The 21,378-nt window shown below is 69.4% G+C and carries 23 protein-coding genes, 1 tRNA gene and 2 pseudogenes; 12 read left to right on the forward strand and 14 right to left on the reverse strand.

The genetic code is table 11. The features are described from left to right. The first annotated feature begins 112 nt into the window (after positions 1-112). The 3 genes from ACWEOZ_RS28315 to ACWEOZ_RS28325 all read left to right on the forward strand — a co-directional run bounded on the left by ACWEOZ_RS28315 (position 113) and on the right by ACWEOZ_RS28325 (position 4,538). The gene (locus tag ACWEOZ_RS28315; protein ID WP_451913699.1) at positions 113-1,216 is read left to right on the forward strand and encodes a magnesium and cobalt transport protein CorA; all 1,104 of its coding nucleotides are present in this window, start codon (positions 113-115) and stop codon (positions 1,214-1,216) included. Beyond that, complete coding sequence (locus ACWEOZ_RS28320) at positions 1,213-1,719, forward strand: GrpB family protein (RefSeq protein WP_451913700.1); 507 nt, start codon at positions 1,213-1,215, stop codon at positions 1,717-1,719. The genes ACWEOZ_RS28315 and ACWEOZ_RS28320 overlap by 4 nt, the downstream gene beginning before the upstream one ends. A 233-nt stretch (positions 1,720-1,952) precedes the next feature. Then, complete coding sequence (locus ACWEOZ_RS28325; protein ID WP_451913701.1) at positions 1,953-4,538, forward strand: lipopolysaccharide biosynthesis protein; 2,586 nt, start codon at positions 1,953-1,955, stop codon at positions 4,536-4,538. A 118-nt stretch (positions 4,539-4,656) separates the two neighbouring features. Here the strand turns inward: ACWEOZ_RS28325 and ACWEOZ_RS28330 are convergent, their stop codons facing one another. Together ACWEOZ_RS28330 and ACWEOZ_RS28335 are read right to left on the reverse strand one after the other, a co-directional pair. Next, positions 4,657-5,586 (reverse strand): hypothetical protein, encoded by a 930-nt coding sequence (locus ACWEOZ_RS28330; protein WP_451913702.1) that lies wholly within the window; start codon positions 5,584-5,586, stop codon positions 4,657-4,659. A gap of 166 nt (positions 5,587-5,752) precedes the next feature. Beyond that, positions 5,753-6,238, reverse strand: coding sequence for an N-acetyltransferase family protein (locus ACWEOZ_RS28335; protein WP_451913703.1), 486 nt, complete (start codon positions 6,236-6,238; stop codon positions 5,753-5,755). 72 nt (positions 6,239-6,310) lie between these two features. Here ACWEOZ_RS28335 and ACWEOZ_RS28340 point away from each other — a divergent pair, with 72 nt between their 5' ends. Continuing rightward, complete coding sequence (locus ACWEOZ_RS28340; RefSeq protein WP_451913704.1) at positions 6,311-6,934, forward strand: DUF2238 domain-containing protein; 624 nt, start codon at positions 6,311-6,313, stop codon at positions 6,932-6,934. On the opposite strand, the gene ACWEOZ_RS28345 is transcribed toward ACWEOZ_RS28340, so the two are convergent. Then, the gene (locus ACWEOZ_RS28345; protein WP_433725610.1) at positions 6,915-7,382 is read right to left on the reverse strand and encodes an Lrp/AsnC ligand binding domain-containing protein; all 468 of its coding nucleotides are present in this window, start codon (positions 7,380-7,382) and stop codon (positions 6,915-6,917) included. The two genes, ACWEOZ_RS28340 and ACWEOZ_RS28345, sit on opposite strands and share 20 nt — an antisense overlap. Positions 7,383-7,453: 71 nt before the next feature. Here ACWEOZ_RS28345 and ACWEOZ_RS28350 point away from each other — a divergent pair, with 71 nt between their 5' ends. From ACWEOZ_RS28350 to ACWEOZ_RS28365, 4 genes are all read left to right on the forward strand, one after another. Then, positions 7,454-7,927, forward strand: coding sequence for a DUF2000 domain-containing protein (locus tag ACWEOZ_RS28350; protein WP_451913705.1), 474 nt, complete (start codon positions 7,454-7,456; stop codon positions 7,925-7,927). A gap of 72 nt (positions 7,928-7,999) precedes the next feature. Next, the gene (locus ACWEOZ_RS28355; protein ID WP_451913706.1) at positions 8,000-8,350 is read left to right on the forward strand and encodes a DUF2750 domain-containing protein; all 351 of its coding nucleotides are present in this window, start codon (positions 8,000-8,002) and stop codon (positions 8,348-8,350) included. Between the two features lie 156 nt (positions 8,351-8,506). Continuing rightward, complete coding sequence (locus ACWEOZ_RS28360; protein WP_451913707.1) at positions 8,507-8,938, forward strand: response regulator; 432 nt, start codon at positions 8,507-8,509, stop codon at positions 8,936-8,938. 41 nt (positions 8,939-8,979) lie between these two features. After that, entirely contained in the window at positions 8,980-9,330 is a 351-nt protein-coding gene (locus ACWEOZ_RS28365) for a PRC-barrel domain-containing protein (protein WP_360555053.1), read from the forward strand. On the opposite strand, the gene ACWEOZ_RS28370 is transcribed toward ACWEOZ_RS28365, so the two are convergent. Next, positions 9,281-10,270, reverse strand: a complete 990-nt coding sequence (locus tag ACWEOZ_RS28370; protein ID WP_451913708.1) for an RNA polymerase subunit sigma-70 — start codon at positions 10,268-10,270, stop codon at positions 9,281-9,283. The genes ACWEOZ_RS28365 and ACWEOZ_RS28370 overlap by 50 nt on opposite strands. 90 nt (positions 10,271-10,360) lie before the next feature. Between ACWEOZ_RS28370 and ACWEOZ_RS28375 the strand changes: the two genes are divergently transcribed. After that, positions 10,361-10,732, forward strand: coding sequence for a nuclear transport factor 2 family protein (locus tag ACWEOZ_RS28375; RefSeq protein WP_451913709.1), 372 nt, complete (start codon positions 10,361-10,363; stop codon positions 10,730-10,732). A gap of 21 nt (positions 10,733-10,753) precedes the next feature. Next, positions 10,754-11,119, forward strand: a complete 366-nt coding sequence (locus ACWEOZ_RS28380; protein ID WP_433725598.1) for a nuclear transport factor 2 family protein — start codon at positions 10,754-10,756, stop codon at positions 11,117-11,119. Positions 11,120-11,126: 7 nt separating this feature from the next. On the opposite strand, the gene ACWEOZ_RS28385 is transcribed toward ACWEOZ_RS28380, so the two are convergent. The 4 genes from ACWEOZ_RS28385 to ACWEOZ_RS28400 form a co-directional block, all read right to left on the reverse strand. Next, positions 11,127-11,876, reverse strand: coding sequence for an aminoglycoside adenylyltransferase domain-containing protein (locus ACWEOZ_RS28385; RefSeq protein WP_451913710.1), 750 nt, complete (start codon positions 11,874-11,876; stop codon positions 11,127-11,129). A 33-nt stretch (positions 11,877-11,909) separates the two neighbouring features. Continuing rightward, complete coding sequence (locus tag ACWEOZ_RS28390; protein WP_451913711.1) at positions 11,910-12,344, reverse strand: hypothetical protein; 435 nt, start codon at positions 12,342-12,344, stop codon at positions 11,910-11,912. A 99-nt stretch (positions 12,345-12,443) separates the two neighbouring features. Then, complete coding sequence (locus tag ACWEOZ_RS28395) at positions 12,444-13,670, reverse strand: Ig-like domain-containing protein (RefSeq protein WP_451913712.1); 1,227 nt, start codon at positions 13,668-13,670, stop codon at positions 12,444-12,446. 188 nt (positions 13,671-13,858) lie between these two features. Further along, on the reverse strand, positions 13,859-15,142 hold the full coding sequence (locus tag ACWEOZ_RS28400; protein WP_451913713.1) for an Ig-like domain-containing protein: 1,284 nt from the start codon (positions 15,140-15,142) through the stop codon (positions 13,859-13,861). Positions 15,143-15,298: 156 nt separating this feature from the next. Here ACWEOZ_RS28400 and ACWEOZ_RS28405 point away from each other — a divergent pair. Then, a tRNA-Lys gene (locus ACWEOZ_RS28405) sits at positions 15,299-15,374 on the forward strand. Between the two features lie 28 nt (positions 15,375-15,402). On the opposite strand, the gene ACWEOZ_RS28410 is transcribed toward ACWEOZ_RS28405, so the two are convergent. The 4 genes from ACWEOZ_RS28410 to ACWEOZ_RS28425 all read right to left on the reverse strand — a co-directional run bounded on the left by ACWEOZ_RS28410 (position 15,403) and on the right by ACWEOZ_RS28425 (position 17,807). Continuing rightward, the gene (locus ACWEOZ_RS28410; protein ID WP_451913714.1) at positions 15,403-16,098 is read right to left on the reverse strand and encodes a site-specific integrase; all 696 of its coding nucleotides are present in this window, start codon (positions 16,096-16,098) and stop codon (positions 15,403-15,405) included. A gap of 142 nt (positions 16,099-16,240) precedes the next feature. Further along, positions 16,241-16,540 carry a tyrosine-type recombinase/integrase gene (locus tag ACWEOZ_RS28415; RefSeq protein ID WP_451913721.1) on the reverse strand — a complete coding sequence of 100 codons (300 nt, stop codon included), beginning with the start codon at positions 16,538-16,540 and terminating at the stop codon, positions 16,241-16,243. Beyond that, positions 16,507-16,653, reverse strand: coding sequence for a hypothetical protein (locus tag ACWEOZ_RS28420; RefSeq protein WP_451913715.1), 147 nt, complete (start codon positions 16,651-16,653; stop codon positions 16,507-16,509). Before ACWEOZ_RS28420 ends, ACWEOZ_RS28415 begins: the two co-directional genes overlap by 34 nt. Positions 16,654-16,961: 308 nt before the next feature. Continuing rightward, the gene (locus ACWEOZ_RS28425) at positions 16,962-17,807 is read right to left on the reverse strand and encodes an IS5 family transposase (RefSeq protein ID WP_451913716.1); all 846 of its coding nucleotides are present in this window, start codon (positions 17,805-17,807) and stop codon (positions 16,962-16,964) included. Here ACWEOZ_RS28425 and ACWEOZ_RS28430 point away from each other — a divergent pair. Beyond that, positions 17,806-19,052, forward strand: a pseudogene (locus tag ACWEOZ_RS28430) (IS3 family transposase). The gene ACWEOZ_RS28425 and the pseudogene ACWEOZ_RS28430 overlap by 2 nt on opposite strands. A 505-nt stretch (positions 19,053-19,557) precedes the next feature. Here ACWEOZ_RS28430 and ACWEOZ_RS28435 read toward each other — a convergent pair. Together ACWEOZ_RS28435 and ACWEOZ_RS28440 are read right to left on the reverse strand one after the other, a co-directional pair. Further along, positions 19,558-20,881 (reverse strand): annotated as a pseudogene (locus ACWEOZ_RS28435) (FtsK/SpoIIIE domain-containing protein); the annotation flags it as partial. Positions 20,882-21,063: 182 nt separating this feature from the next. Continuing rightward, positions 21,064-21,378 (reverse strand): hypothetical protein, encoded by a 315-nt coding sequence (locus ACWEOZ_RS28440; protein WP_451913717.1) that lies wholly within the window; start codon positions 21,376-21,378, stop codon positions 21,064-21,066.

Genomic DNA, 21,378 nt, shown 5'->3' on the forward strand with positions numbered 1-21,378 from the left:
GCCCGCGCCGGTGAAGGGATTCGAACCCGGTACGGGCACACGGTGCGGCGCAAGCGGGCGGTCAACCGTTACCGTCATCCCGGACGGCCGGCGATCGATGGGGGAACCGCGGATGTTCGGGTTGCGGCGGCGCGAGACGCGCTCCCTTCCGCGTACGCTCGGCCGGCTCATCGAGAGCCTGGCCCGCCCGGTGCCCGTCGAGCCGGAGCAGCGGCGCAGCAACCCCGACGCCGTCGTTGACTGTGCCGTCTATCACGACGGTGTGCGGCGTCCCGGGCAGCTGCACTACGCGCACGCCGTCCGCCAGGCGCAAAGGCAGAAGGACGCGTTCGTCTGGCTCGGGCTGCACGAGCCGGACGAGCCCACGATGGCCGCGATCGCCCGGGTCTTCGGCCTGCACGAGCTCACCGCCGGGCAGGCCGCCGTGGCCGGGCACCGGCCCGCCGCCGAGGTGATCGGCGAGGTCACCCGGCTCGTGCTGCGCACCGCTCGATACGTCGAGCACGAGGAGCTGACCGAGAGCTCCGAGGTGGTGGACACCGGCGATGTCACCGTGCTGATCGGGGACCGTTTCGTCATCACCGTGCGGCACGGGGCCGCGGGGGCGCTGCGGCCGGTCCGCCAGGAGCTGGAGCAGCGGCCCGCCCTGCTGGCCGAGGGTCCGTGGGCGGTCGCGTACGCGGTCAGCAGCCGCATGGTCGACCTCTACCTGGAGGTCGCCGCGCACGTGGAGCACGACCTCGAGGCGCTGGAGGCGGTCTCCTTCTCCGCCAGTAAACCGCCCGACATCGCGCACATCTATCAGCTCAAGCGGGAGATGGTGGAGTTCAAGCGGGCGGTGCTGCCCTTGCAGGAGCCGTTGCAGCGGCTGCTCGACCGCGACGTCGTGCCGGCGGGGCTGTACCCGTACCTGGTGGATGTGCGGGGGCGGCTGAACCGGGCGGTGGACCGGGTCGCCGGTTTCGACGATCTGCTGAACTCGATCCTGCAGGCCCGGCTGGCGCAGGTGTCGGTCGACCAGAACAATGACATGCGCAAGATCGCGTCGTGGGCCGCGATCGCCGCCGTGCAGACCGCCATCGCCGGCATCTACGGGATGAACTTCGAGTTCATGCCCGAACTGGGCTGGCGATACGGCTACGCGGGCGTGCTGCTGTTGATGGCCGGCGCCGCGGTGGTGCTGCATCGCCGCTTGAAGAAGGTGGGTTGGCTGTGACGATCGCGGAACCGGATGAGCGGTGGGCCGACCTGGGCCGGCAGGCCTGTGTCGTGCTGGCACCGCTGTTCCTGGCGGTCGAGCACGTCGGCAGCACCGCCGTGCCCGGGCTGCCGGCCAAGCCGGTGATCGACCTGATGGCCAGCCTCGAGCATCTCGACGACGTCAACACCGGCGCGCTCGGGACGTTCGGTTACCGCCGGATGCCGACCGACATGCCGCAGCGCCTCTTCTTCCGGCGCGAGGACTACGACAGCACGGCGTACCACCTGCACGTCGTCACGGCGGAGAGCTGGCCGGTGCGCAACGAGCGGTTGCTGCGCGACCACCTGCTCACCCATCCGGCCGACCGGGACCGGTACGCCGCCCTCAAGCGCGAGCTGATGGACAAGTTCGGGCCGGGGGACGCGTACACGCGGGGTAAGACCGCGCTGATACAGGAGCTCACCGACGCGGCCCGGGCCGAGCGGGGCCTACCGTCCGTGCCCGTCTGGGAGGAATAGCCGCCCGGCCGGCTGCCGGCTCGCTCCCCGCATCGGATGTTACGGCTGTGACCAGGCATAACGCCTGGGACTGCCGGTGCAGTGAAGATCCACCGAACGGTCCCGGACCCGTCCCCCGGTCCGCAGGTTCTCCACTCCGGACAGTGTGCGGAGTGTGCACCACTCTGCCGTGGCAGTCGAATACTCCGGGTAACTACCGTTTGGTTTCGATCACTGCACTGGGGGCGGTAGTAGTGGAAAGTACGGTCACCGAGGTCGTGCCGGAGAGCCTGGATCCCGGACCTGAGGGCCCGGGTCGTGGTGGCCTGGTCACCGTTCTGCGCGGGCATCTGGACCTGTTCCTGAACGCCGGTTCGCTGATGGCCACGACGGCGATCACGTCGCTGTTCGGCTTCGCGTACTGGTGGCTGGCCGCGCGTACCGCACCGGCCGAGGCCGTCGGCCAGGCCTCCGCGGCGGTCTCCGCGATGACGCTGATCGGCACGATCGGCATGTTCGGCATGGGCACCATGCTGATCTCCGACCTGCCCGCGCTGCGCGGCCGCAAGTGGGAACTGATCTCCACCTGCCTGCTGGTCGCCGGCAGCGCCGCGACGCTGGGCGGGCTGATCTACGTCGCGCTCGCCCACCTGGCCGTCCCCGGCCTGCAGAACGCGCTCGGCAGCACGGCCGCCACCGTGCTGCTGGTCTTCGGCATCGCGCTCAACGCGATGACCCTGGTCCTGGACGAGGCCCTGGTCGGGCTTCTGCAGGGACCGTTGCAGCTGATGCGCAACGCCTGGTTCTCCGTGGTGAAGCTGGTCCTGCTCGGCGTGCTCGCCGTGCTGCCGCTCGCCCTGACCGGCGGCGAACTGCTGCTCACCTGGATCGCCGGCATGGTGCTGTCGGTGGTGATCCTGGGCCGCACGCTGCGGCGCAAGGGCATGGTCGATTCGGTACGCCCCCGCGTGTCGCTGCTGCGGGGCCGGGGCCGGGCGACGTTCGACCACAACCTGCTGAACCTGGCCACCTACCTCCCCCGCGCGGCCCTGCCCCTGGTCGTCACCGCGGTGCTGTCGGCCGAGGCGAACGCGTCCTTCTACACCGCGTTCATGGTGCTGTCGTTCCTGGCGATGGTGCCGGGCAACGTGGCGCTGACGCTGTTCGCGGTGGCCAGCGGCGACAAGGCCGCGCTGCGCTCCAAGGTGCGGATGGGTCTGCTCATCTGTCTCGGCGGCGGCCTGCCGGTCTCGCTGATCGTGGTGTTCTTCGCCAAGCCGATCATGGGCCTGTTCGGGGCGAGCTACGCCGAGTCGGCCGGCACCGCGCTGATGATCCTGGCGCTGACCTACGTGCCGTTCGTCTTCCACCACTTCTTCCTGGCGATCTCCCGGGTGCAGGGCCGCGTCCGGGGCGCCGGCATCTTCTCGGTCTTCGCCGGCATCGCCGAGCTCGTCGCCGCCTGGTACGGCGGCAGCCGCGGCAGCCTCACCGAGCTCGTCACCTGGGTGGCAGTGGTGATGGCCATCGAAATGGTGCTCGTCGCGCCGACCGTGCTGCGGGTCGTCCTCGCCCGACCGCTCCTGGAGGAGAACATCATGTCGACCACCAGCCTGACTCTGCGCGAGCGCGCCTGGCTGCCGCTGGAGTACATCCGTACCGTCGGCCCGCTGACCGGGGTGACCGCCGAGCGGTTGCGGACCGCCCTGATCGGCCTGCACGCCGCCGACCCGACCCACCGGGCGGTGTCCCGGCTCGACCGCGCCGGCGCCAAGTGGCTGCACATGGACGCGGCCGCGTTCGCGGCCTACGTGCGGGAAGCGGTCACCGACCTCGGTGACGGGCCCGCCGACTTCGACGCGATGACCCGCGAGCTGCAGGCCGAGCCGCGCGGTCACCACCCGGTGCGGATCCTGGCCGGCGGCGGGTACGTGGCCATGAAGGTGGCGCACGCGTACGGCGACGCGGGTCCGGTGAACACGCTGCTCCGCGAGCTGATCAGGGCGGCCGGCGAGGAACGGGCGGCCCGGATCGAGAAGTCCGTCCGGCACCGGTGGGCGCTGCCGAAGGCCTGGTGGAAGCAGTTCGGCACCAAGCCGGGCCGGTGGAAGCACGGGCTGAGCTTCGCCCGGCCGCCGCACCCGCAGGAGTCGCCGACGCGGCCGTGGACGCCGGGACTGACGGTGGAGACCGCCCGCTCGGCGGAGGTGCTCGGCAAGATGCGCACGTGGCGTGACCAGTACGCGCCCGGCGTCACCACCTCGGCGATCACGTTCGCCGCGTTCACGGCGGCGCTGCGGGAGCTGGGCCTGAACCCGGACCTGTCCGGCGGCACGTTCCTGGCCGACGCCCGCCGCTACGTGGACCAGGGCGTCAGCATCGACAGCAACTTCTGCATGGGCCCGTACCTGAGCCCGCCGAGCCTGACCGACCCGCAGGCGATCCACACGACGCTCAAGGCGGAACTGGCCACCGGCCGGATCCTGACCATGATGCTGCTGCGCGAGGGCAAGATCGCGGTGGCCGGGGCACCCGGCCTGCCGGACGCGTATCCGTCGGAGGTGGCGATCGAGCCGCGGCCCCGGCTGACGTTCAGCAACCAGGGCCGGCACGACGTGCTCGCCGATCTGCCGTGGGCGGTCGAGGCCGCGGGCCGGGTCAACCAGAGCGTGCCGACACTCAACGGTCCGGAGGGCATCACGCTCACCACGTCGGAGATGGGCGGGGTGCTGCACCTGGAGGCGACGTTCCACGCCTCGACGTACGACCCGGCCGTGGTGGCCCGGGCGCTGGAGCTGGTCTGCACCGACCCGGCCGCGCTCATCATGGCGACCCGCTGAGGGATGAGGACTTACGCGCGGCCGGCCGCCCCCGCCGGCCGCGCGTAATCAGCTCCGGAAGAGAAGAACGCGCGGGTGGCCGTCCGGCCACCCGCGCGTCACTTCAGTGAGCCGGACGTCAGCGCTGTCCGCCACCGTGGTTGCCGCCACCGTGGGTCGGGCCGCCGGTGTTGTTGCCGCCACCGTTGTTGCCGCCACCGGTGTTGTTGCCGCCACCGTTGTTCGTGCCACCACCGTTGTTCGTGCCACCACCGTTGTTGGAGCCACCACCGGTGTTGTTACCGCCACCGTTGTTGCCTCCACCGGTGTTGTTGCCACCGCCGTTGTTCGTGCCACCACCCGTGCTGGTGCCACCACCCGTGCTGGTGCCACCACCCGTGCTGGTGCCACCACCCGTGCTGGTGCCACCACCCGTGCTGGTGCCGCCACCCGTGCTGGTGCCGCCACCGGTGTTCGTGCCGCCGCCGTTGTTGTTGCCGCCGCCGTTGTTGTTGCCGCCGCCGTTGTTGTTGCCACCGTTGTTGCCGTGGTGGTCGCCGCCGTGGTGGTCGCCGCCACCGTTGTTGCCGCCGTGGTGACCGTTGTTGCCGCCACCGTTGTTGCCGTTACCGTGGCCGCCACCGATCGGGCCGCCGCCGATCGGGCCGCCGTTGCCCGGGCGGTACGCGACCACCGGCATGGCGATCCCGAAGGAGCGGCGCACGGGGCGGTCGAAGCGGCCGCAGTGGTCGTACACGATCGTCGCGCGCAGCAGCGCCACGCCGGAGCGGTCGAAGTCGGCGTTCACGCGGAAGGCCGTGAAGTCGGTGCGGCCCGGACGCAGCCAGTCGCCGCGCGAGAAGGACGTCGAGCGGGCGTTGCGCGGGTAGTCGACGTCGACGCGCCGGCCGCTCACCCAGACCTGGGCGTCACAGATGCGGCGGCCGGTCTGCCAGCGGATGCTGACCCAGGTGTCGGTGTGCGCCCGGACGCGCTGCACGAAGTTGGAGACGGGCTGCGGTCCCCGCGGTGCCGCTTCCGCAGCGGTGGGGGCCACCAGCGACGCCATGCCAACCGAAGCGACGGTGGCGGCCACGAGGGCTCCGATACGCCGAGACTTGTTCATCCCATTCCTCCGAAACTAGTTCGTCGTCGGGCCGAGGGCTGGCCTGACGAAAGAGAGGTTATGGGCGTTTTGCGAGCTGCTACGGGATTTAAGGGCGTTTCGGGACGATTTATAGCTTCTTGACCATTACGTGGAGGCCCACTAGTCCTTTCGCCCGATGATCGAATGCTTCCGGGACGGTGCCGATGATCACGAATCCCAGCGACTGCCAGAGGTGCACGGCAGCGGCGTTGACCTGCACCACCGCGTTGAACTGCATGCTGTGATATCCGCTGCCGCGGGCCCACTCCACGACATGCTCACCCAGCGCCCGTCCGACACCCTGGCCGTGCCGGCTCGGATCGACCATGAAACTCCCGGTGGCGACGTGCGCGCCGCGGCCCGGCCGGTTGGGTCCCATCTTCGCCGAGCCGAGGATCTCGTCACCCTCCACCGCCACCACGGTGCGTCCGGGTGGCTGCTCCATCCACAACGCCCGCGCCTCGTCGGGGCCGAGCCCGAGCGGGTACGCGTACGTCTCGCCGGCCTCCACGATCCGCGACCAGAACGGATAGATCCGGGGCCAGTCCTGCTCAGTCGCCTCTCTGATCCACATGCGTCGACCCTAGGGCGAGTTGAGCTCGCGTACCCAGGTGGCGGGGCGGGGCCCGCTGACAGGATTCCCGGCATGACTGAGGCACGCCGCGAGCCGGCCGTCCTGCTGGGCGCCGGGATTCTGGCTCTCGCGATCTCCGCGATCCGTCCGTACTCCTACGGCACCTGGCTGCTCGAGGTGCTGCCGGCGCTGATCGCCGTCCCGGTGCTGGTGCTGACCTACCGGCGCTTCCCGCTGACCCCGCTCGCCTACCGGCTGATCCTGGCCCAGGCGCTGATCCTGATGATCGGCGGCCACTGGACGTACGCCCAGGTCCCGGCCGGGGAATGGGTGCAGGACCTGCTCTCGCTGGAGCGCAACCCGTACGACCGGCTCGGGCACCTCTTCCAGGGCATCACCCCGGCGATCATCGCCCGCGAGATCCTGCTGCGCCGTACCCCGCTGCGCCCCGGCGGCTGGCTCTTCGCCCTGGTGGTCTGCGTGGTGCTCGGCGTGAGCGCCTGCTGGGAATTCTTCGAGTGGTGGTCGGCCCTGATCGGCGGCAGCGCGGCCGACGACTTCCTCGGCGCGCAGGGCGACGTGTGGGACACCCAGTGGGACATGTTCCTGGCGCTGTGCGGTGCGGTCGTGAGCCAGCTGCTCTTCTCCCGCCGGCACGACCGCCAGCTGGCCCGGCTCAGGACACCACAGGCGTGATCCGGTCGTTGCGCAGGTGCTCGTAGACCACGGAGGTGCGCACGTCCGCCACGTGCGCGTGCTCGGTCAGCCGGTCGATGACGAAGGCATAGAGGCTCTCGTTGTCCGGCACCGCCACGTGGATCAGGAAGTCCTCCGAGCCGGTGGTGACGAAGACGCCGAGCGTGTCCGGCAGGGCGGTCACCCAGTTCCGGAAGGCCTCGATGTTCCGCCGCGACGGGGGCCGGATCCGGACCGCGATGAGCGCCTGCACCGGCCGGCCGATCGCGGCGAGATCCACGGTGAGGCTGGCGCCCCGGATCACGCCACGCTCACGCAGCGCCCGGGTGCGGTCCAGCGCGGTGGTCGGCGATACCCCGACCGCGGCGGCGATGTCGCGGTTGGTACGCCGTGCATCGATCTGCAGTTCCCGCAGCAACGCCGTATCAAGTTCGTCCAGATGCGCCATACTGCCAGCGTAGCCGGATTAAGTACGGATTCCTTGTCATAAGGCCGTGCGGATGCCTACCGTTTCTCCCTATGAACGGCGTTAATCAGGTGGGCTTCGAGCCCGAGGAGATCCGTACCGACGAGCCCACCCGCTCCGCCCGGCTCAAGTGGGTGATCGTCGTCGACGAGGCGTTGCCCGCCGGACGGGCCACCAACGCGGCCATCTGTGTCGCGGCGGCCACGACCGCGGCGGTGACCGGCCTGCTCGGGCCGGACGCCAAGGACGCCGACGGATCCGTGCACCCCGGCCTCCCCTGGGCGGGCTGCTCGGTGCTGGGTGCGCCCGTCGCCCGGCTCACCGAGATCCGCACGCGGGCGGCCGATTCGCTGGGCGTCTTCGTCGCCGACATGCCGGTCCAGGGCCAGGCCACCCGCGTGTACGACGAGTACCTGCGCCAGGTCGGGGAGACCTCCGGCGCCGAGCTGGCGTACCACGCGGTCAGCCTGGTCGGGCCGCGCAACCGGATCGACAAGCTGGTGCACCGGCTGGGCCTGCTCGCTTGATTTGACTGTTCAAATCACCGGTAAAGCCCCGATAAGCGACGATAGGGGTGGTTACCGACAGAGGGAGACGGCATGTCGCTCAGTGCGGCCCATGCGGCGGCGTTCCGCCGGGAGTTGCCCCGGGAGGGCCGGGTCTGGTCGATCCGGGACGCCGCGGGCTACCCGGCTCCGGAGGACGGGGCCGGCCGGCGGGCCATGCCGTTCTGGTCCAAGCCCTCCCGGGCCGAACGCGTGGTCGGTGCCGTGCCGGCGTACCGGGGCTTCGACGTGGTGGAGATCCCGATGGACGACTGGCTGGACAGCTGGCTGCCCGGCCTGCGGCAGGACGGGCTGCTGGTCGGGGTGAACTGGGCCGGCGCCCGCGCCACCGGCTTCGACCTGGCGCCCGACCGGGTCGCCGCGTGGTTCACCGACCTGCCCTGAGGACACTGCGAACCGTACGCCGGCCACCGGCGGGCAGCACGTCAGCGCCCTCGTGGACGACGGTTCCCGGGCACGGCCGGGCAATCGTCGTGTGGGCCGGTGGCCCTGAACCCCGGCACCCCCTATGCTTGCCGAACTGCAAACAAAGGGGTAGCGGTGCGAAGTCTCGAGATCCTCGTTGTCGACGACGACGATGCCGACGCCCTCATGATCTCGGAGGCGCTCGAGGGCTCCGAGCGGCAGACGACGGTCAACCGGGTGGCGGACGGGCGCGAGGCGCTCGACTACCTGCAGCGCACGGCGCCGTACGAGGACGCCCAGCGCCCCGATCTGATCCTGCTGGACCTCAACATGCCCCGCATGGACGGCCGCGAGACGCTCGAGGCGATCAAGACCGACGAGCGGCTGAAGACCATTCCGGTGGTCATCCTGACCACCTCCGGCGCGGCGCCGGACATCGCGTCGAGCTACCAGCACCGGGCGAACGCGTACGTGACCAAGCCGTTCGGGCTGGACGAGTTCGAGGCCACGGTCCGGACGATCGACCGCTTCTACCGCGAAGTGGCGCTGCTCCCGCCGGGCGACTGACCGCCGGTTACCGCGCAGGCCCGCGGGGTACGAGCAGAGCCATGTCGGACAACACCGCCCCCGAGGACCTCGGGGCCCCGCAGTCTTTCCTCGTCCTCGCCGACGGCACGCCGGTCTACGACCGCGCGGGCGACAAGGTGGGTACGGTCGCGCACGTCCTCTCCGACGACCGGGACGAGATCTTCCAGGGCCTGGTCGTGAAGACCGCGCAGGGCCACCGCTACGCCGCCGCGACGCAGATCGACGGCCTCTTCGAACACGGTGTCATCGTGGCGGTCCCCGCGGCCGAGCTGCACGAGCCCACCGAGGAGACGATGGCCAAGGCCGGCGAGGACGACTCGTTCACCGACGGTCTGCGCCGGGCCTGGAACTGGCTCGTCCAGCCGAAGTGACCCCGGCGGCCGCGAGGAGTCCGAGGCGGCTCAGCGCGGCGTTGTCGTGGAAGCGGGTCAGCCCGGCGATGCGGTCCCCGCGTACCGTGAGCGCCAGCAGGCCGGCCGGACGCGCGACCGTCCCGCCGGGCTCCGCCAGATAGCAGGCGTAAGCCGGCTGGGTGTTGACCTCGGCCGGGACGAGCAGCAGCTGCCGCGACCCCCGCCACGCGTCGCTGGCCCGCAGGAACGCGCCGATCGCGGCCGGACCCTGATATTCGTGCGGTGCCGGCGGCATGGTCAGCCAGGCGTCGTCGACCAGCAGCCCGACGACCGTGTCCACGTCACCAGCCGTGAACGCGTCCGCGAAGCGTCGCGCCAGCCGGCCGTCATGCGGCGTGGTCCGCGGGTCGCCGGCCGCGGACCGGGCCCGCTGGAGCACACCCTTGACCACCGTGGGAGTCGTCGCGAGCATCCCGGCGACCTCGGCGCCCGAATACCCGAGGACGTCCCGCAGGATCAGGACGGCGGCCTGCCGAGGTGGGAGCCGTTGCAGCGCGGCGATGAACGCCAGCTCCACCGCCTCCTTCATGCCGTAGCGCGCCTCCGGGCCGGGGGCAGCATCGGGAAGCTGCTCCAGCAGGGTGTCAGGGCACGGCTGCAACCAGGTCACCGCGTCGCGCCGGGTCGGCTCGGGCGGCTCGAACGGTGGTTTCGGCGCCGCCGGGACACGCCGAGCGGCCGAGCGCCGGACGTTGAGACAGCGGTTGGTCGCGATCGAGTACAGCCAGGTGCGCAGCGAGGAGCGGCCCTCGAAGCCGGCCAGCCCCTTCCAGGCCGCGACCAGCGTCTCCTGCAGGGCGTCCTCGGCATCGCTCAGCGACCCGAGCAGCCGGTAACAGTGCACCAGCAGCTCACCACGGTACGGCTCGACCAGCTCACCGAAGTCCGTACCGTCCACGACCGCAGCATCTCATCCCCGGACCGTTCCGATCGTCCCCGCGCCGGTGTCTCACCAAGGGACCGAACACCGAACCGAAGGGGAACTCCGATGCCGGAAGAAGAGAGTGCCGCCCTGCGCGTGGCGCTGGCGTACCACCGGGCCTGGACGAGCAAGGACGTCGAGCTGGCCCTGACCGACGTCGCGGACGATCTCGTCTGCGACGCCCCGGCCGGCCGGATCGAAGGCCGCGACGCCTACCGCGCCTTCCTCGCGCCGTTCGCGGGGTCGCTGATCAGCACCACGCTGATCGCCGCCTTCGGCGACGAGGACAAAGCCCTGCTCATGTACGACACCAGGTCCGCGCTCGTGGCCAGCGGTCCCGGCGCCGAATGCCTGACCGTGCGGGACGGCCGGATCATCCGCAGCCGCTTCATCTTCGACCGCCTCCCCTTCGCCGCCGCGAGGCAGGCCATGGCCTAACGTCAGCGGCAGGAGGTACCGGTGGACGAGAACGAGTTGCGCACGGCCGAACGCCGCCTGCAGGCGGCCCAGCTGGCGTCGGACGTACCGGCGCTGGACGAACTGCTCGACGACCGGCTGGTCTTCACCGGGCCCGACGGCGCGCTCTACGGCAAGCAGGACGACCTGCGCGTGCACCGCACCGGCACGCAGGTGATCGACGCCCTGCACGAGGAGGAGCTGACCGTGCTGGTCGCCGGGCGGACCGGGATCACCTGGTTCCTCGGCGACCTGCGGGGCAGCATCAACGGCACGCCGTTCGAGGCCCGGATGCGCTACACCCGCACGTGGGTGCACGACGACGAGCACGGCTGGCGGATCATCGCGGCCCACGCGAGCGTCGTCTGAGCCGCTCTCACCCGCCGTCGAGCACGACCTTCAGAAAGCCGGCCAGGTCGGCGCGCCGGCGCATGGGGTTGCGGTACAGCGCCGGGCCGCCGACCCGGATCCGCCGGGCCTCCCGGATCACCCGGTGCCAGCGTTCGTCGTAGGTCCGCAGGGCGAAATCGGCGGCCTCCGTCTTGGCGGTGACCCGCCCGGCGGCCAGCGTGTGCCGCAGCCGGGCTGCACCGAGAACGCCCCAGCACGTGGCCCGGGCGCTGAAGCCGGCCGGGCCGCGCGCGGTGCCGTCGCGCCAGCGGGTCCAGTAGCCGGCGAGGTTCTGCCGGGTGCTCTCGGCCAGCGCCGGCCAGTCGGTGTGGATGCCGAGCCCGGCCACGCCGGGACCCCGGACGGTGACCCCGCCCTGGGCGAGCACGTGCCAGGTCACGAGATGCCGCTCGAAGCGTGACTCCGGCTCGACCTGCCAATCGTGCACCGCGGGTCCGGGCAGGCAGGTGGCGGGATCACGCCGGAGATCCTCGGCGGTCACGTACAGACCGTCGAAGTGCGGCTTGCGGTGGGCTCGCCGCAGGTCGGCATGCACGGCTCGCAGGGCCGCCACGTCCGGCGTACCGGAGACGACCGCGACGAAGTCGATGTCGCTGACGCCGGGCTGATAGTCCCCGAGCGCGACCGATCCCTGCAGGTAGAGCCCGCGGACCAGGCCGGGGGCATGCCGGTCGGCCAGCTCCAGGTAGGTCGCGCAGGTCTGCTCGACGTCCACCCGCGTCACGGTATCCGGCGGCCTTTGTGGCGGTCAGCCGGCCGTTTCCAGGCCTGAGTCGCCGCAGATCTTGACCAGTTCCGCGGCCGCTGCGCTGACCGCTGCCACCGCGTCCGGTTCGGCGTCGGTGTCATGGGCGGCCACCGCATTCGTGTACGCCGCCGACAGGGCCTGGGCCGCGTCGGCCACCGGGGCGTCCGCCGTTGCTGAGGCGGCGGTGATGTCGGCTACCACGCCTGGGTTCATCAGCGAGGCGTCGCTGACCGCGCGGACGGCCTTGCCGCAGGCGATCGCGCCGGGCGGCTCGTCGACCGGGGTAGCCGAGGGTGCCGGAGCGCTACTTGCTCCCGCCGGGGGCGGCGAGGCCGGCTCCGGCGCCGGGCTGGAACAGGCGGCGATCATGCTGCCGCCGACCAGGCTGCCGGCGATCAGGACGGAGCGGGCGAAAGCAGGCAGTGATCGTGGCATCGGCTCAGGGTAAGGCCGCTGGGGGCGTACCCCCGGGAAACGGCGCGCGGGCCGGTCGGAAACCGACCGGCCCGCGTCACGCGGTTTTGTCAGGCGCGCTCAGATGGCGCTGCCCTTCTTGTACTCGTCCCAGCTCATGTTCCAGTCCGTCCAGCCGTTGCCGTTCTTCAGCTTCTCCTCGGTGCCGCTGACCGTGATCGGGTCGCCGAGCATCGTGCGGGAGAACAGCCACTTGCCCATGGCCATCGAGACGTTGACGCAGCCGTGCGAGACGTTGCGCTTGCCCTGCACGCCCTCGGACCACGGCGCGGCGTGGATGAACTGGCCGCTCCAGGTGATCCGCTGGGCGTAGTCGATCTTCGTCTTGTAGCCCTCGCCCTCGGGCAGCTCGTCGGTCGTGTCGAAGACGGTGTGTTCCTTCTTCTCGATCACGACCATCGTGCCGCTGGAGGAGGGGGTGCTCTTCTTGCCCAGGCTGACCGGGATGGTCTTGACGACCTTGCCGTCCTGCTTGACGGTCATCTTCTTGGACTTGTTGTCGACCGTCATCACGAACGAGCGGCCGACCTTGAGGTCCACGGTCAGGTCGGAGCGGCCGTACCAGCCGTCACCCATCGGCACCCCGGCGAGCTGCACCTTGTAGAAGATCTTGGTGTAGGCCTTCCAGTACGTCTTCGGGCGGTAGTGCACCTCGGTGGGGCTGGTCCAGTGCCAGATGCCCTCCTGGGCCGGCGTCGCCGTCACCGTCATGCGGCGCTGGACGTCGTCGCGGTACTTCTCCGGGACGGAGCGGCCGAAGCGGACGATCATCGGCATGCCGACGCCGACGACGTTGCCGTCACCGAGGAAACTCGTCACCCGGACCAGCTTCGACGGCTTCTTCATCACCGTGAACGAGCTGGTGGTGGAGCCGCCCTTGTCGCCCGAAGGGGTGCCGTTGACGGTCACCGTGTAGGTCTTGCCCCAGCCGAGCGCCTTGGCCGGCGTGAAGACCTTCTTGTCCTTGTCGAGGGTGCCCTTGACCTCGGCACCGTCGGCGTCCTTGACCTCGACGGACGTGTTCTCGGCGTCCTCGGTGTCGTATTTGATGTCGGCGATCGCCTCGACGTCCTTGGCATCCGCCGCGGGCGAGGTCACTGCCACCGTGCTGAGCGTGGGCTGCGGCGAGGGGGCACCCGAGGCCGCGGAGCCGTCGCCCGGCGCGCCGCCCTGCCAGGAGGGGGTGTCGGCCTTGTCACCGCTGCAACCGGCGGTGACCAGCACAGTCGCGGTCGCCAGAGCCGCCACGGCGACCTGCCACGGCCGTCGCCCGGCCCGGCTGGTCATCCGGAGCGCTCGCGCACCCGTCGACCGTTCTCCACGAAGTCCCATGATCCCTCTCACCGCGCTGTCGTCCCGGCGCCCATCTTCCCCCATGAATGCCGGGCCACCAATCCCGGTTTCGTGCCGCGGCGCCCGGAGGGTGGCGCCGCGACGCGGGTTCAAGCGACCGGACCCACTTTACGCTTCAAGTTTCAGGCGCCTGCCTGGGCGGCCAGTTCGGCCGGCACCGGCAGCGCGCTGCCCTTGATGAATTCCTTCCAGCTCATGTCCCACGCCGTCCAGCCGTTACCGGCGTCGAGCTTGTCCTCAGTACCCCGAACGGTGATCGGATCACCGATCAGCGTCTTGTCGAAAAGCCAGCGGGCGTTCGACGGGGACACGTTGACACAGCCGTGCGACACGTTCCGGCGGCCCTGCGAGCCGACCGACCACGGCGCGGAGTGGATGTACTGGCCGCTCCAGGTGATGCGCTGGGCGTACTCGATCTCGGTGCGGTAGCCCTCGTTCGGGCCCAGCTCGGCCGTGGTGTCGAAGACGGTGGCCGCCTTCTTCTCCATGACGACCATCGTGCCGCTCGACGAAGGAGTGCTCTTCTTGCCGAGACTGACCGGCATCGTACGGACGGTCTTGCCGTCCTGCTCCACGATCATCTTCTTGGTCTTGTTGTCGACCTTCATGACGAAGCTGCGGCCGATCTTGGCGGTCGCGCCGCGGTCCTGGTCGCCGTACCGGCCGCCACCGGTCGGCAGACCACCGACGGCGATCCGCACCTTGAGCTCGGTGCCGGTCTTCCAGTAGTTCGGGGCGCGGTAGTAGGCCTGAGTGCCGCTCGCGGTCCACGACCAGGTGCCGGGCTGCTCCGGGGTGGTCTTGACGAACATCCGCTTCTGGACGGCGGCCCGGTCCTTCTTCTTGACGCCCGGGTTGAACTCGACCACGACCGGCATGGCCACGCCGTACGTGCGGTCGTCGAAGAGGTAGAGGCCGGTGCCGGTCTTCTTGCCGGGCTTGCCCATCGTGGTGAAAGAGGTGCTGGCGGTCTTGGTGCCACCGGCGGAGTCGACGGCGGTGACCGTGGCGTCGTACTTCTTGTTGGTCTTGAGGGGCTTGCTCGGCACCCAGGCCGAGCCGTCGTCACGCAGCGACCCGGCCACTGTCTTGCCGGAAGCGTCCTTGAGGGCGACGGTCGTCACCTTGCCGCCGGAGACCTTGAAACCGATCTCGGTGGCGACCGGGACACCCTTCTTGCCCGTGGCAGGAGTCACAGTGAGCGAGACGGCGGTGGAGCCGCCGGGCTGGCCGGACTCGGCGACACCGGACTCGGGCACCCCACCGGAGGCGGCGGCAGAGGGCGAGGAGCCGACCCAGGCAGCCGGGGTGGGCTTGTCCTCATCACCACTGCAAGCAGCCAGCGCCAGCGGCGTGACCACCACAACCGCCACAACCGCCACGAGCGAGCGCCGCATGCTGACCATCCTTGATCCTCGATCCCACGTTCCGCGGGCACATCCTGCCCTACCCGCGCAACGCGAGGGGTCATCCCGACGGTGAGACTCGCCAAGACGATCATGCGGGGGTGCCGATTTCAGGCTCCCGGGAAGCCCGTGTTAATGTTTCTGCGTTGTCAGCGAGCGCCGCTAGCTCAACTGGCAGAGCAGCGGACTCTTAATCCGCGGGTTGTAGGTTCAAGTCCTACGCGGCGCACCATGCTTCACCAGGCCGTATAGCTTTCGAGCTATGCGGCCTTGATCTTTGTGGGACGTCGGTGGGACGTGTGTGGGCGCCTCCGTTTCGGAGTCTTCTGACGGTTGGAGGGCCTGCTCAGCGAGCGTTCCGTGGAGGCGATCTGAGCCGGTGCAGCGGATTTCGCCGGATGGTCCCTGCGGCGGTGCCGACGGCCGGGGTTACGGGCCGCTGCGGCGAGCACCAGCCGGGCGGTGGCCTCGGCCGCATACGCGAGCAGGTCGGTCAGGACGCTGGTGTAGGTGTCGGCGGTCAGCACGATGCTGCTGTGCCCGAGCTGGGCCTGCACGGTTTTGAGGTCGATGCCGGCGCAGTGGGCGAGGCTGGCGGCGCCGTGGCGCAGGTCGTGCAGTCGGATCGGCGGCAGCCCGGACTCCAGCACGAGGTGGTGGAAGCGGCGGGTCAGATAGTCCGGGTGCAGCGGAGCGCCGTCCTCGGTGACGAACACGTAGCCGGAGTCCTGCCACGCCTGCCCGGCTGCGCGTTGCTCAGCCCGTTGCCGACGGCGGTGTTCACGCAGCAGCCGCACGGTGTGCCGGTCGAGGGCGACCAGCCGGCGGCTCGCGGTCTTCGGCGGACCGACCGTGACTAGGTGGCCGTTCGCGATGCGCTGCTGCTCGATCAGGGCTACCCCGGCGTCCAAGTCGACATCGGCCCAGCGCAGCCCGGCGGCTTCACCACGGCGCAAGCCACGCAGAGATCAGCCACCACATCACCGCCAGCCGGTCCTTCGCCACGAAGGACAAAAACGTCGCGGTCAGCTCAACGGTCCACACCGCGACCGCCGGCCGGACCATAGCGTGCGGGCGCCGCGGTGAAGGCACCTCGACTTAACGGGCCGGGTTGTCCCGCAGCAGGCCTTCACGAATGGCGGCGTTCAATGCCGAGCGCAGGGTGGCCCGGATGCGGTGCAGCGTCGACGGGGTCGGCGTGCGCCCGTACCTGTCCGTGGTCACGGCGATGGTCGTGATCATGTCGGTGAGGTGCCGGCCGGTCAGCTCGCTCAGCCGCAGCCGGCCCAGATGCGGGATCAGATGCCGCTCGATGTGCACCTCATACGAGCGCAGCGTGGTCGGCCGGATCTGCGTACGCGTCGTCAGCCATAGCGCAGCCAGCGCTGCACCGTCCAGCCTTCGGCGGTGGCCGTGTCACCGTCGCCCAGTAGCGCATCTCGGACGGCGATCGCCTCGCGCCGGGTCGGGTAGCCGCCCCGACGCAGCCGCTCCCGCCGACCGGGCAGCACCGGAACGGCACAGTCGAAGTACCAGCTCCCATGACCCCGCTGGGCTAGCTGCGGACAGGCCGAGCTCAGCGACCGGCCGGTTTCTGAGGATCGACATCCGCACCGTTTGAACACTCCGCCGCTCATCGCCACGCCTCCCTCGATCGGATAGCTCCACGATGAGCTTGAGCGGCACATCAAGAGCTATCAGGTCACTCCGACGTGGAGCTCGGACGGGGCAGACGCGGTCTTTGCCCGTGAAGCCGCTGCCCGTATGGGGGAACGCGGCCGTGGCGACTGATTGGCTAAGTGAGTGTTTGAGAGAGCTTCTATTCGGGCGCGTTCTGTAGGCGTCGGGTCTGGCGCTTGGCCGGCCCACCGCGGGCGAGACGGCGGATCATGGTGTTGATCGCGGCCCAGCGGATGAACGCTTCCGAGACGGCGGGATCGCGTTCGTAGTCACGCGCCAGCCGCCGATGCCCAGTGAGCCAGGCCAGGCTGCGTTCGACGACCCAGCGTTTCGGGTGTACCGCGAAACCGCGCTGCTCGGCAGGCTTACGGACGATCTCCACGCGCATGCGGAGCCGACTGGCGGCCCAGTCGACAAGCCGGCCGGCAAACCCCTGATCGGCGAAGACGAACCGGATCGGCGTCGTCAGGTAGGTGCTGAGCAGGGTCGTCTTCGCGCCGTCGCGGTCCTGCCACGACCCGGCCACCACGCAGACCACGACCAGCAGGCCGAGGGTGTCGGTGACGATGAACCGCTTACGGCCGTTGATTTTCTTGCCCGCGTCGTAGCCGCGGGATTCCCGCCCGACCGTGTCGGCACCCTTGACCGACTGCGAATCGATGATCCCGGCAGACGGCTCGGGTTCACGGCCTTCAGCGATGCGGACCTGCTCGCGCAGCTCTTCCAGGACCCGTTCGGTGACCTGGCGTTGTTCCCACTGCTGGAACTGCCAGTACACCGTCTGCCACGACGGGAAATCGACCGGCAACTGGCGCCACGAGCAACCGCTGCGGACCACGTACAAGATTGCGTCAACGATCGCTCGGCGGGGATGTTTCGGGATCCGTCCCGGCGACTTGATCAGAGGGAGCATCGGCTCCACGATCTCCCACTGAACCGCCCCGGGTTTGATATCGGCCCGGCCTCTTGTGGAGGATCGAGTCATGTCACGCCCTTCCCCGTACCCCGCTGAGTTGCGTCAGCGGGCGGTGCGGATGGTCGCTGAGGTGCGGCCGAACTACGAGTCCGACTGGGCTGCGATCACCGCGGTAGCTCAGAAACTGGGCATCGGCACTGCCGAGACGCTGCGTAAATGGGTCCGTCAGGACTAGGTTGATGGCGGTCAGCGGGCCGGGTTCAGCACCGACGAGTCCGCCGAGTTGAAACGGCTGCGGCGGGAGAATGCCGAGCTGCGACGGGCGAACGAGATCCTCAAGAGCGCGTCGGCTTTCTTCGCGGCCGAGCTCGACCGGCCACAACATCGCTCGTGACCTACATCGACGAGCACAAACACCTATTCGGCGTCGAGCCGATCTGCCAGGCTCTGACCTCGTTCGGGTGGCCGATCGCGTCCAGCACCTACCGCGCCGCCTGTCGGCGATTGCCCTCGTCCAGGGCCCGCCGAGATGCCTGGTTGTCCGGGCAGATCCGCCGCGTCCACGCAGAGAACTACAGCGTCTACGGGGCTCGAAAGGTGTGGCTGGCCTTGAACCGCGAGGGCGTCGAGGTGGCCCGGTGCACCGTCGAACGGCTCATGCGCCAGCTTGACCTTCGCGGTGTCGTGCGGGGCAAGACCCGCCGCACCACGATCGCGGACCAGCACGCTTCGCGGCCGGCGGACCTGGTGCAGCGCCGGTTCAGCGCGGACCGGCCAAACCGGTTGTGGGTAGCGGACTTCACCTACGTGCCAACCTGGTCCGGCATGGTCTACGTCGCGTTCGTCATCGACGTCTACTCCCGGCGCATTCTCGGCTGGCGTGCGGCGACAAGCATGAAGACCGCCTTGGTCCTGGACGCTCTCGAGATGGCGATCTGGGCCCGCGGTCGGCACGGCGCCACTGACCTGTCCGGCCTGATCCATCACCACGATGCGGGCAGTCAATACACCTCGATTGCCTTCACCGAACGCCTCGCCGCGGCCGGCGTCGACGCGTCGGTCGGCACGGTCGCGGATGCCTACGACAATGCTCTGGCCGAGTCCACAATTGGGCTGTTCAAAACCGAACTGATCAAACCGCGCGGGCCGTGGCGGACCTGTGACCAGGTCGAGATCGCCACCCTGGAGTACGTCGACTGGTACAACCATCGCCGCTTGCGCAGCGGCGCTGCGGACCTGCCACCAGCCGACTTCGAAAGCCTGCACCAGCCCACCGAACCCCGCCTCACCGAGGCGACATCCCAACCCAAATAGCCGCTACCAAACCCGGGGCGGTTCGCACCTGCGCATCAGTCAGGTCCGAGGGATACCGTCGCTCACGCTCCACCACGCCAGCTTCACGCCGTAACGGCCACCGGCGGAGACACGCCGTGCGACACCACTCTCAAACACTCACTAAGAAAAAGCTATACAGGATCAAGAAGCGGCTCGGCCAAAGCCGGGCCGCGCGTACGCGCTCAAGGCCTACGGCTCCGCGCGCACGCCCGTCATTTCCGAAACGCAACACAAGCCTTCAGCGACGCGAACAGCATCGATCGAAGGCTGCAAGTTTACTTGATCAAGTGACATCAACCTTGACAGCAGGTCGGCGGACTCGGCGAGCCGGGCCAGCCAGCCCGCCTCCGCGTGCTCGGGGGTGGCTGACATCATCCGGGGTGGTTCTATCTCACTGCTGGGACAGAGACTGGACCCGGGCAGCGCGGCGGAGTGTTCTTGGCGGAATGAGCCGCCGCTCTGCCCGGGTATCCGCGCAGGTTCAGGCATCGGCCGTCACCTCGCACGCGGTCAACAGCTCGATCGGGTCACGGACCAGATCCGCCGTCTCGCCAGCGATCCGATCGGCGACAGCGTCCAGCACGTACGGGGTGCGGACCAGGGTGAACCCCGCCCGGCCCTCGGCGACCATCGACGCCACCCCGAACCCACCCCGACGTAGGCCGGGTCTTGCAACCGGCGGGGATGCTCATCCGGGTAGCCGCCGATGTCCGAGCCGAGCACCGCCGTAGCCGCTTCCGAGGTGCGCTGCGCGAACGACACCGCCACCTGGCAGTTGTCCCGGATCTTCGTAGGGATCGCGTCACCAGTCGCCTTCTGTGTGGCCAGGACAACCTGAATACCGACGTTGCGGCCTTACGGATCAACTCCTCCACCAGCCGATCCGTCTTCCGGGCGAGCGCGTCGAGGCGCTTGGAGTCGGCGTCGGTGCCCTTGGTCTCGTTCAGGAACGTGTGCGCCTCATCGACCACCACCACGACCAGCGGCCACGTCTCGGACGGGCCGACGTGCCACAGGTTCTTCACCCCGAGCACCGCCCGGATCGAACGCTGCCGAGCGGTCATCAGGTCCCGCACCCGCGCAAGGTGATCCCGCACGAGCTGCGGGTCGTCCTTGGCCGCCAGCCAGGCGCGGGTGAACAGGTCGTCGTAGTCCGGGCCGCCCTTGCCGTCGATGAGCACGAACTGCACCGCCGACGACGGGGCGAGCTGGCAGAAACGGGCGTTGCGGAAGCTGGACTTGCCGTAACCGGCCAGGCCCGCAACCACCACCCCGGACACCCCGGAGCTGCGGATGGTGACCGGCTGCCCGTCGGCGTCGATCCCCGCTGCCCAAACCGCCGGGTCGCCGCCGGATAGGCCCGTCCACGTGGACAGTTCGGTGAGCGGGTCGGACAGCAACGCGCGAAGCGGTACCCGACCGGGCCGGGTCTGCTCGACCCGGACCAGCGGCACCCGCCACATCGGCCAAATACCGGCGGCGTCGGTGAACTCCTTGACTCCCAGCCGACCGACGGTGGACGCGTCGACACGCACGCCCCACCGCTCGGCGTGGACAGTGATCGCCGGACGCAGCTCCCGGGTGATCACCGTCGTGTACGGGGTCGCCGACCAGATCGGTGGCCGGCGCCGCTCGACCTGCACCGAACCCACCCGGCGGGCGGTACGCCGCCACGTGTACTTGATCCGCCACGCCGCCCGCAGCACCGGGCGAACCGGCTCGTCCGCCACCAGATATCGGACGGCGTGCGCGCCGAGCCACACCAGTGCCACCAGAGCGGCGGCTGCCCGGCAACTGGTTCCACAGATCGACGCCGCACCGCTACGCGGCACGCCAGCGGGAGGATGCCGATGCCGACAAGCGCGCAACAGAACTCATCGAGATACCTCGATACCGCGCGATCGGTGACGGCAACCGTGACGGCAACCCACAAAGATAGCCACAGGCCACGGCGATCAACCGCTACGAGGCGTGATCGCCGATGGCCCGGCTACGGCGGGTTACTATTCCGCGGGCTCGGCATCAACTCTCGAAATTGCCCCTTCGCCAGAGCCTCTACCGCCATTGAGATCTCATTCTTAGTTACAGACGCAACGACGAGCATATTAGACACCGCAAAATAGGCGAGATCCGAGTTTAGTTCGTCATCGAGTTCCTGAACCAAGCGGGATCGGTCGTAGACCGTTAGGTCGAACGTCCGACCGTCCGCGATGACTGCCACTCCCACCAAGTATCCTTTCGCCTCAGTCTCGGCCTCATAGCCATCGAGGTACTCGGGAAATCTGATCTCGTACGACTTTGCCAC

It is taken from the genome of Actinoplanes sp. NPDC004185, assembly GCF_053603475.1.

What these genes read in the sequence shown, in the direction of transcription:
- ACWEOZ_RS28315 (WP_451913699.1), top strand. Translation starts at nt 113, where the DNA reads ATGTTCGGGTTGCGGCGGCGCGAGACGCGCTCCCTTCCGCGTACGCTC.
- ACWEOZ_RS28330 (WP_451913702.1), bottom strand. Translation starts at nt 5,586, where the DNA reads ATGGCGTCGCTGGTGGCCCCCACCGCTGCGGAAGCGGCACCGCGGGGA.
- ACWEOZ_RS28335 (WP_451913703.1), bottom strand. Translation starts at nt 6,238, where the DNA reads ATGTGGATCAGAGAGGCGACTGAGCAGGACTGGCCCCGGATCTATCCG.
- ACWEOZ_RS28340 (WP_451913704.1), top strand. Translation starts at nt 6,311, where the DNA reads ATGACTGAGGCACGCCGCGAGCCGGCCGTCCTGCTGGGCGCCGGGATT.
- ACWEOZ_RS28345 (WP_433725610.1), bottom strand. Translation starts at nt 7,382, where the DNA reads ATGGCGCATCTGGACGAACTTGATACGGCGTTGCTGCGGGAACTGCAG.
- ACWEOZ_RS28350 (WP_451913705.1), top strand. Translation starts at nt 7,454, where the DNA reads ATGAACGGCGTTAATCAGGTGGGCTTCGAGCCCGAGGAGATCCGTACC.
- ACWEOZ_RS28355 (WP_451913706.1), top strand. Translation starts at nt 8,000, where the DNA reads ATGTCGCTCAGTGCGGCCCATGCGGCGGCGTTCCGCCGGGAGTTGCCC.
- ACWEOZ_RS28365 (WP_360555053.1), top strand. Translation starts at nt 8,980, where the DNA reads ATGTCGGACAACACCGCCCCCGAGGACCTCGGGGCCCCGCAGTCTTTC.
- ACWEOZ_RS28375 (WP_451913709.1), top strand. Translation starts at nt 10,361, where the DNA reads ATGCCGGAAGAAGAGAGTGCCGCCCTGCGCGTGGCGCTGGCGTACCAC.
- ACWEOZ_RS28390 (WP_451913711.1), bottom strand. Translation starts at nt 12,344, where the DNA reads ATGCCACGATCACTGCCTGCTTTCGCCCGCTCCGTCCTGATCGCCGGC.
- ACWEOZ_RS28395 (WP_451913712.1), bottom strand. Translation starts at nt 13,670, where the DNA reads ATGACCAGCCGGGCCGGGCGACGGCCGTGGCAGGTCGCCGTGGCGGCT.
- ACWEOZ_RS28400 (WP_451913713.1), bottom strand. Translation starts at nt 15,142, where the DNA reads ATGGTCAGCATGCGGCGCTCGCTCGTGGCGGTTGTGGCGGTTGTGGTG.
- ACWEOZ_RS28425 (WP_451913716.1), bottom strand. Translation starts at nt 17,807, where the DNA reads ATGACTCGATCCTCCACAAGAGGCCGGGCCGATATCAAACCCGGGGCG.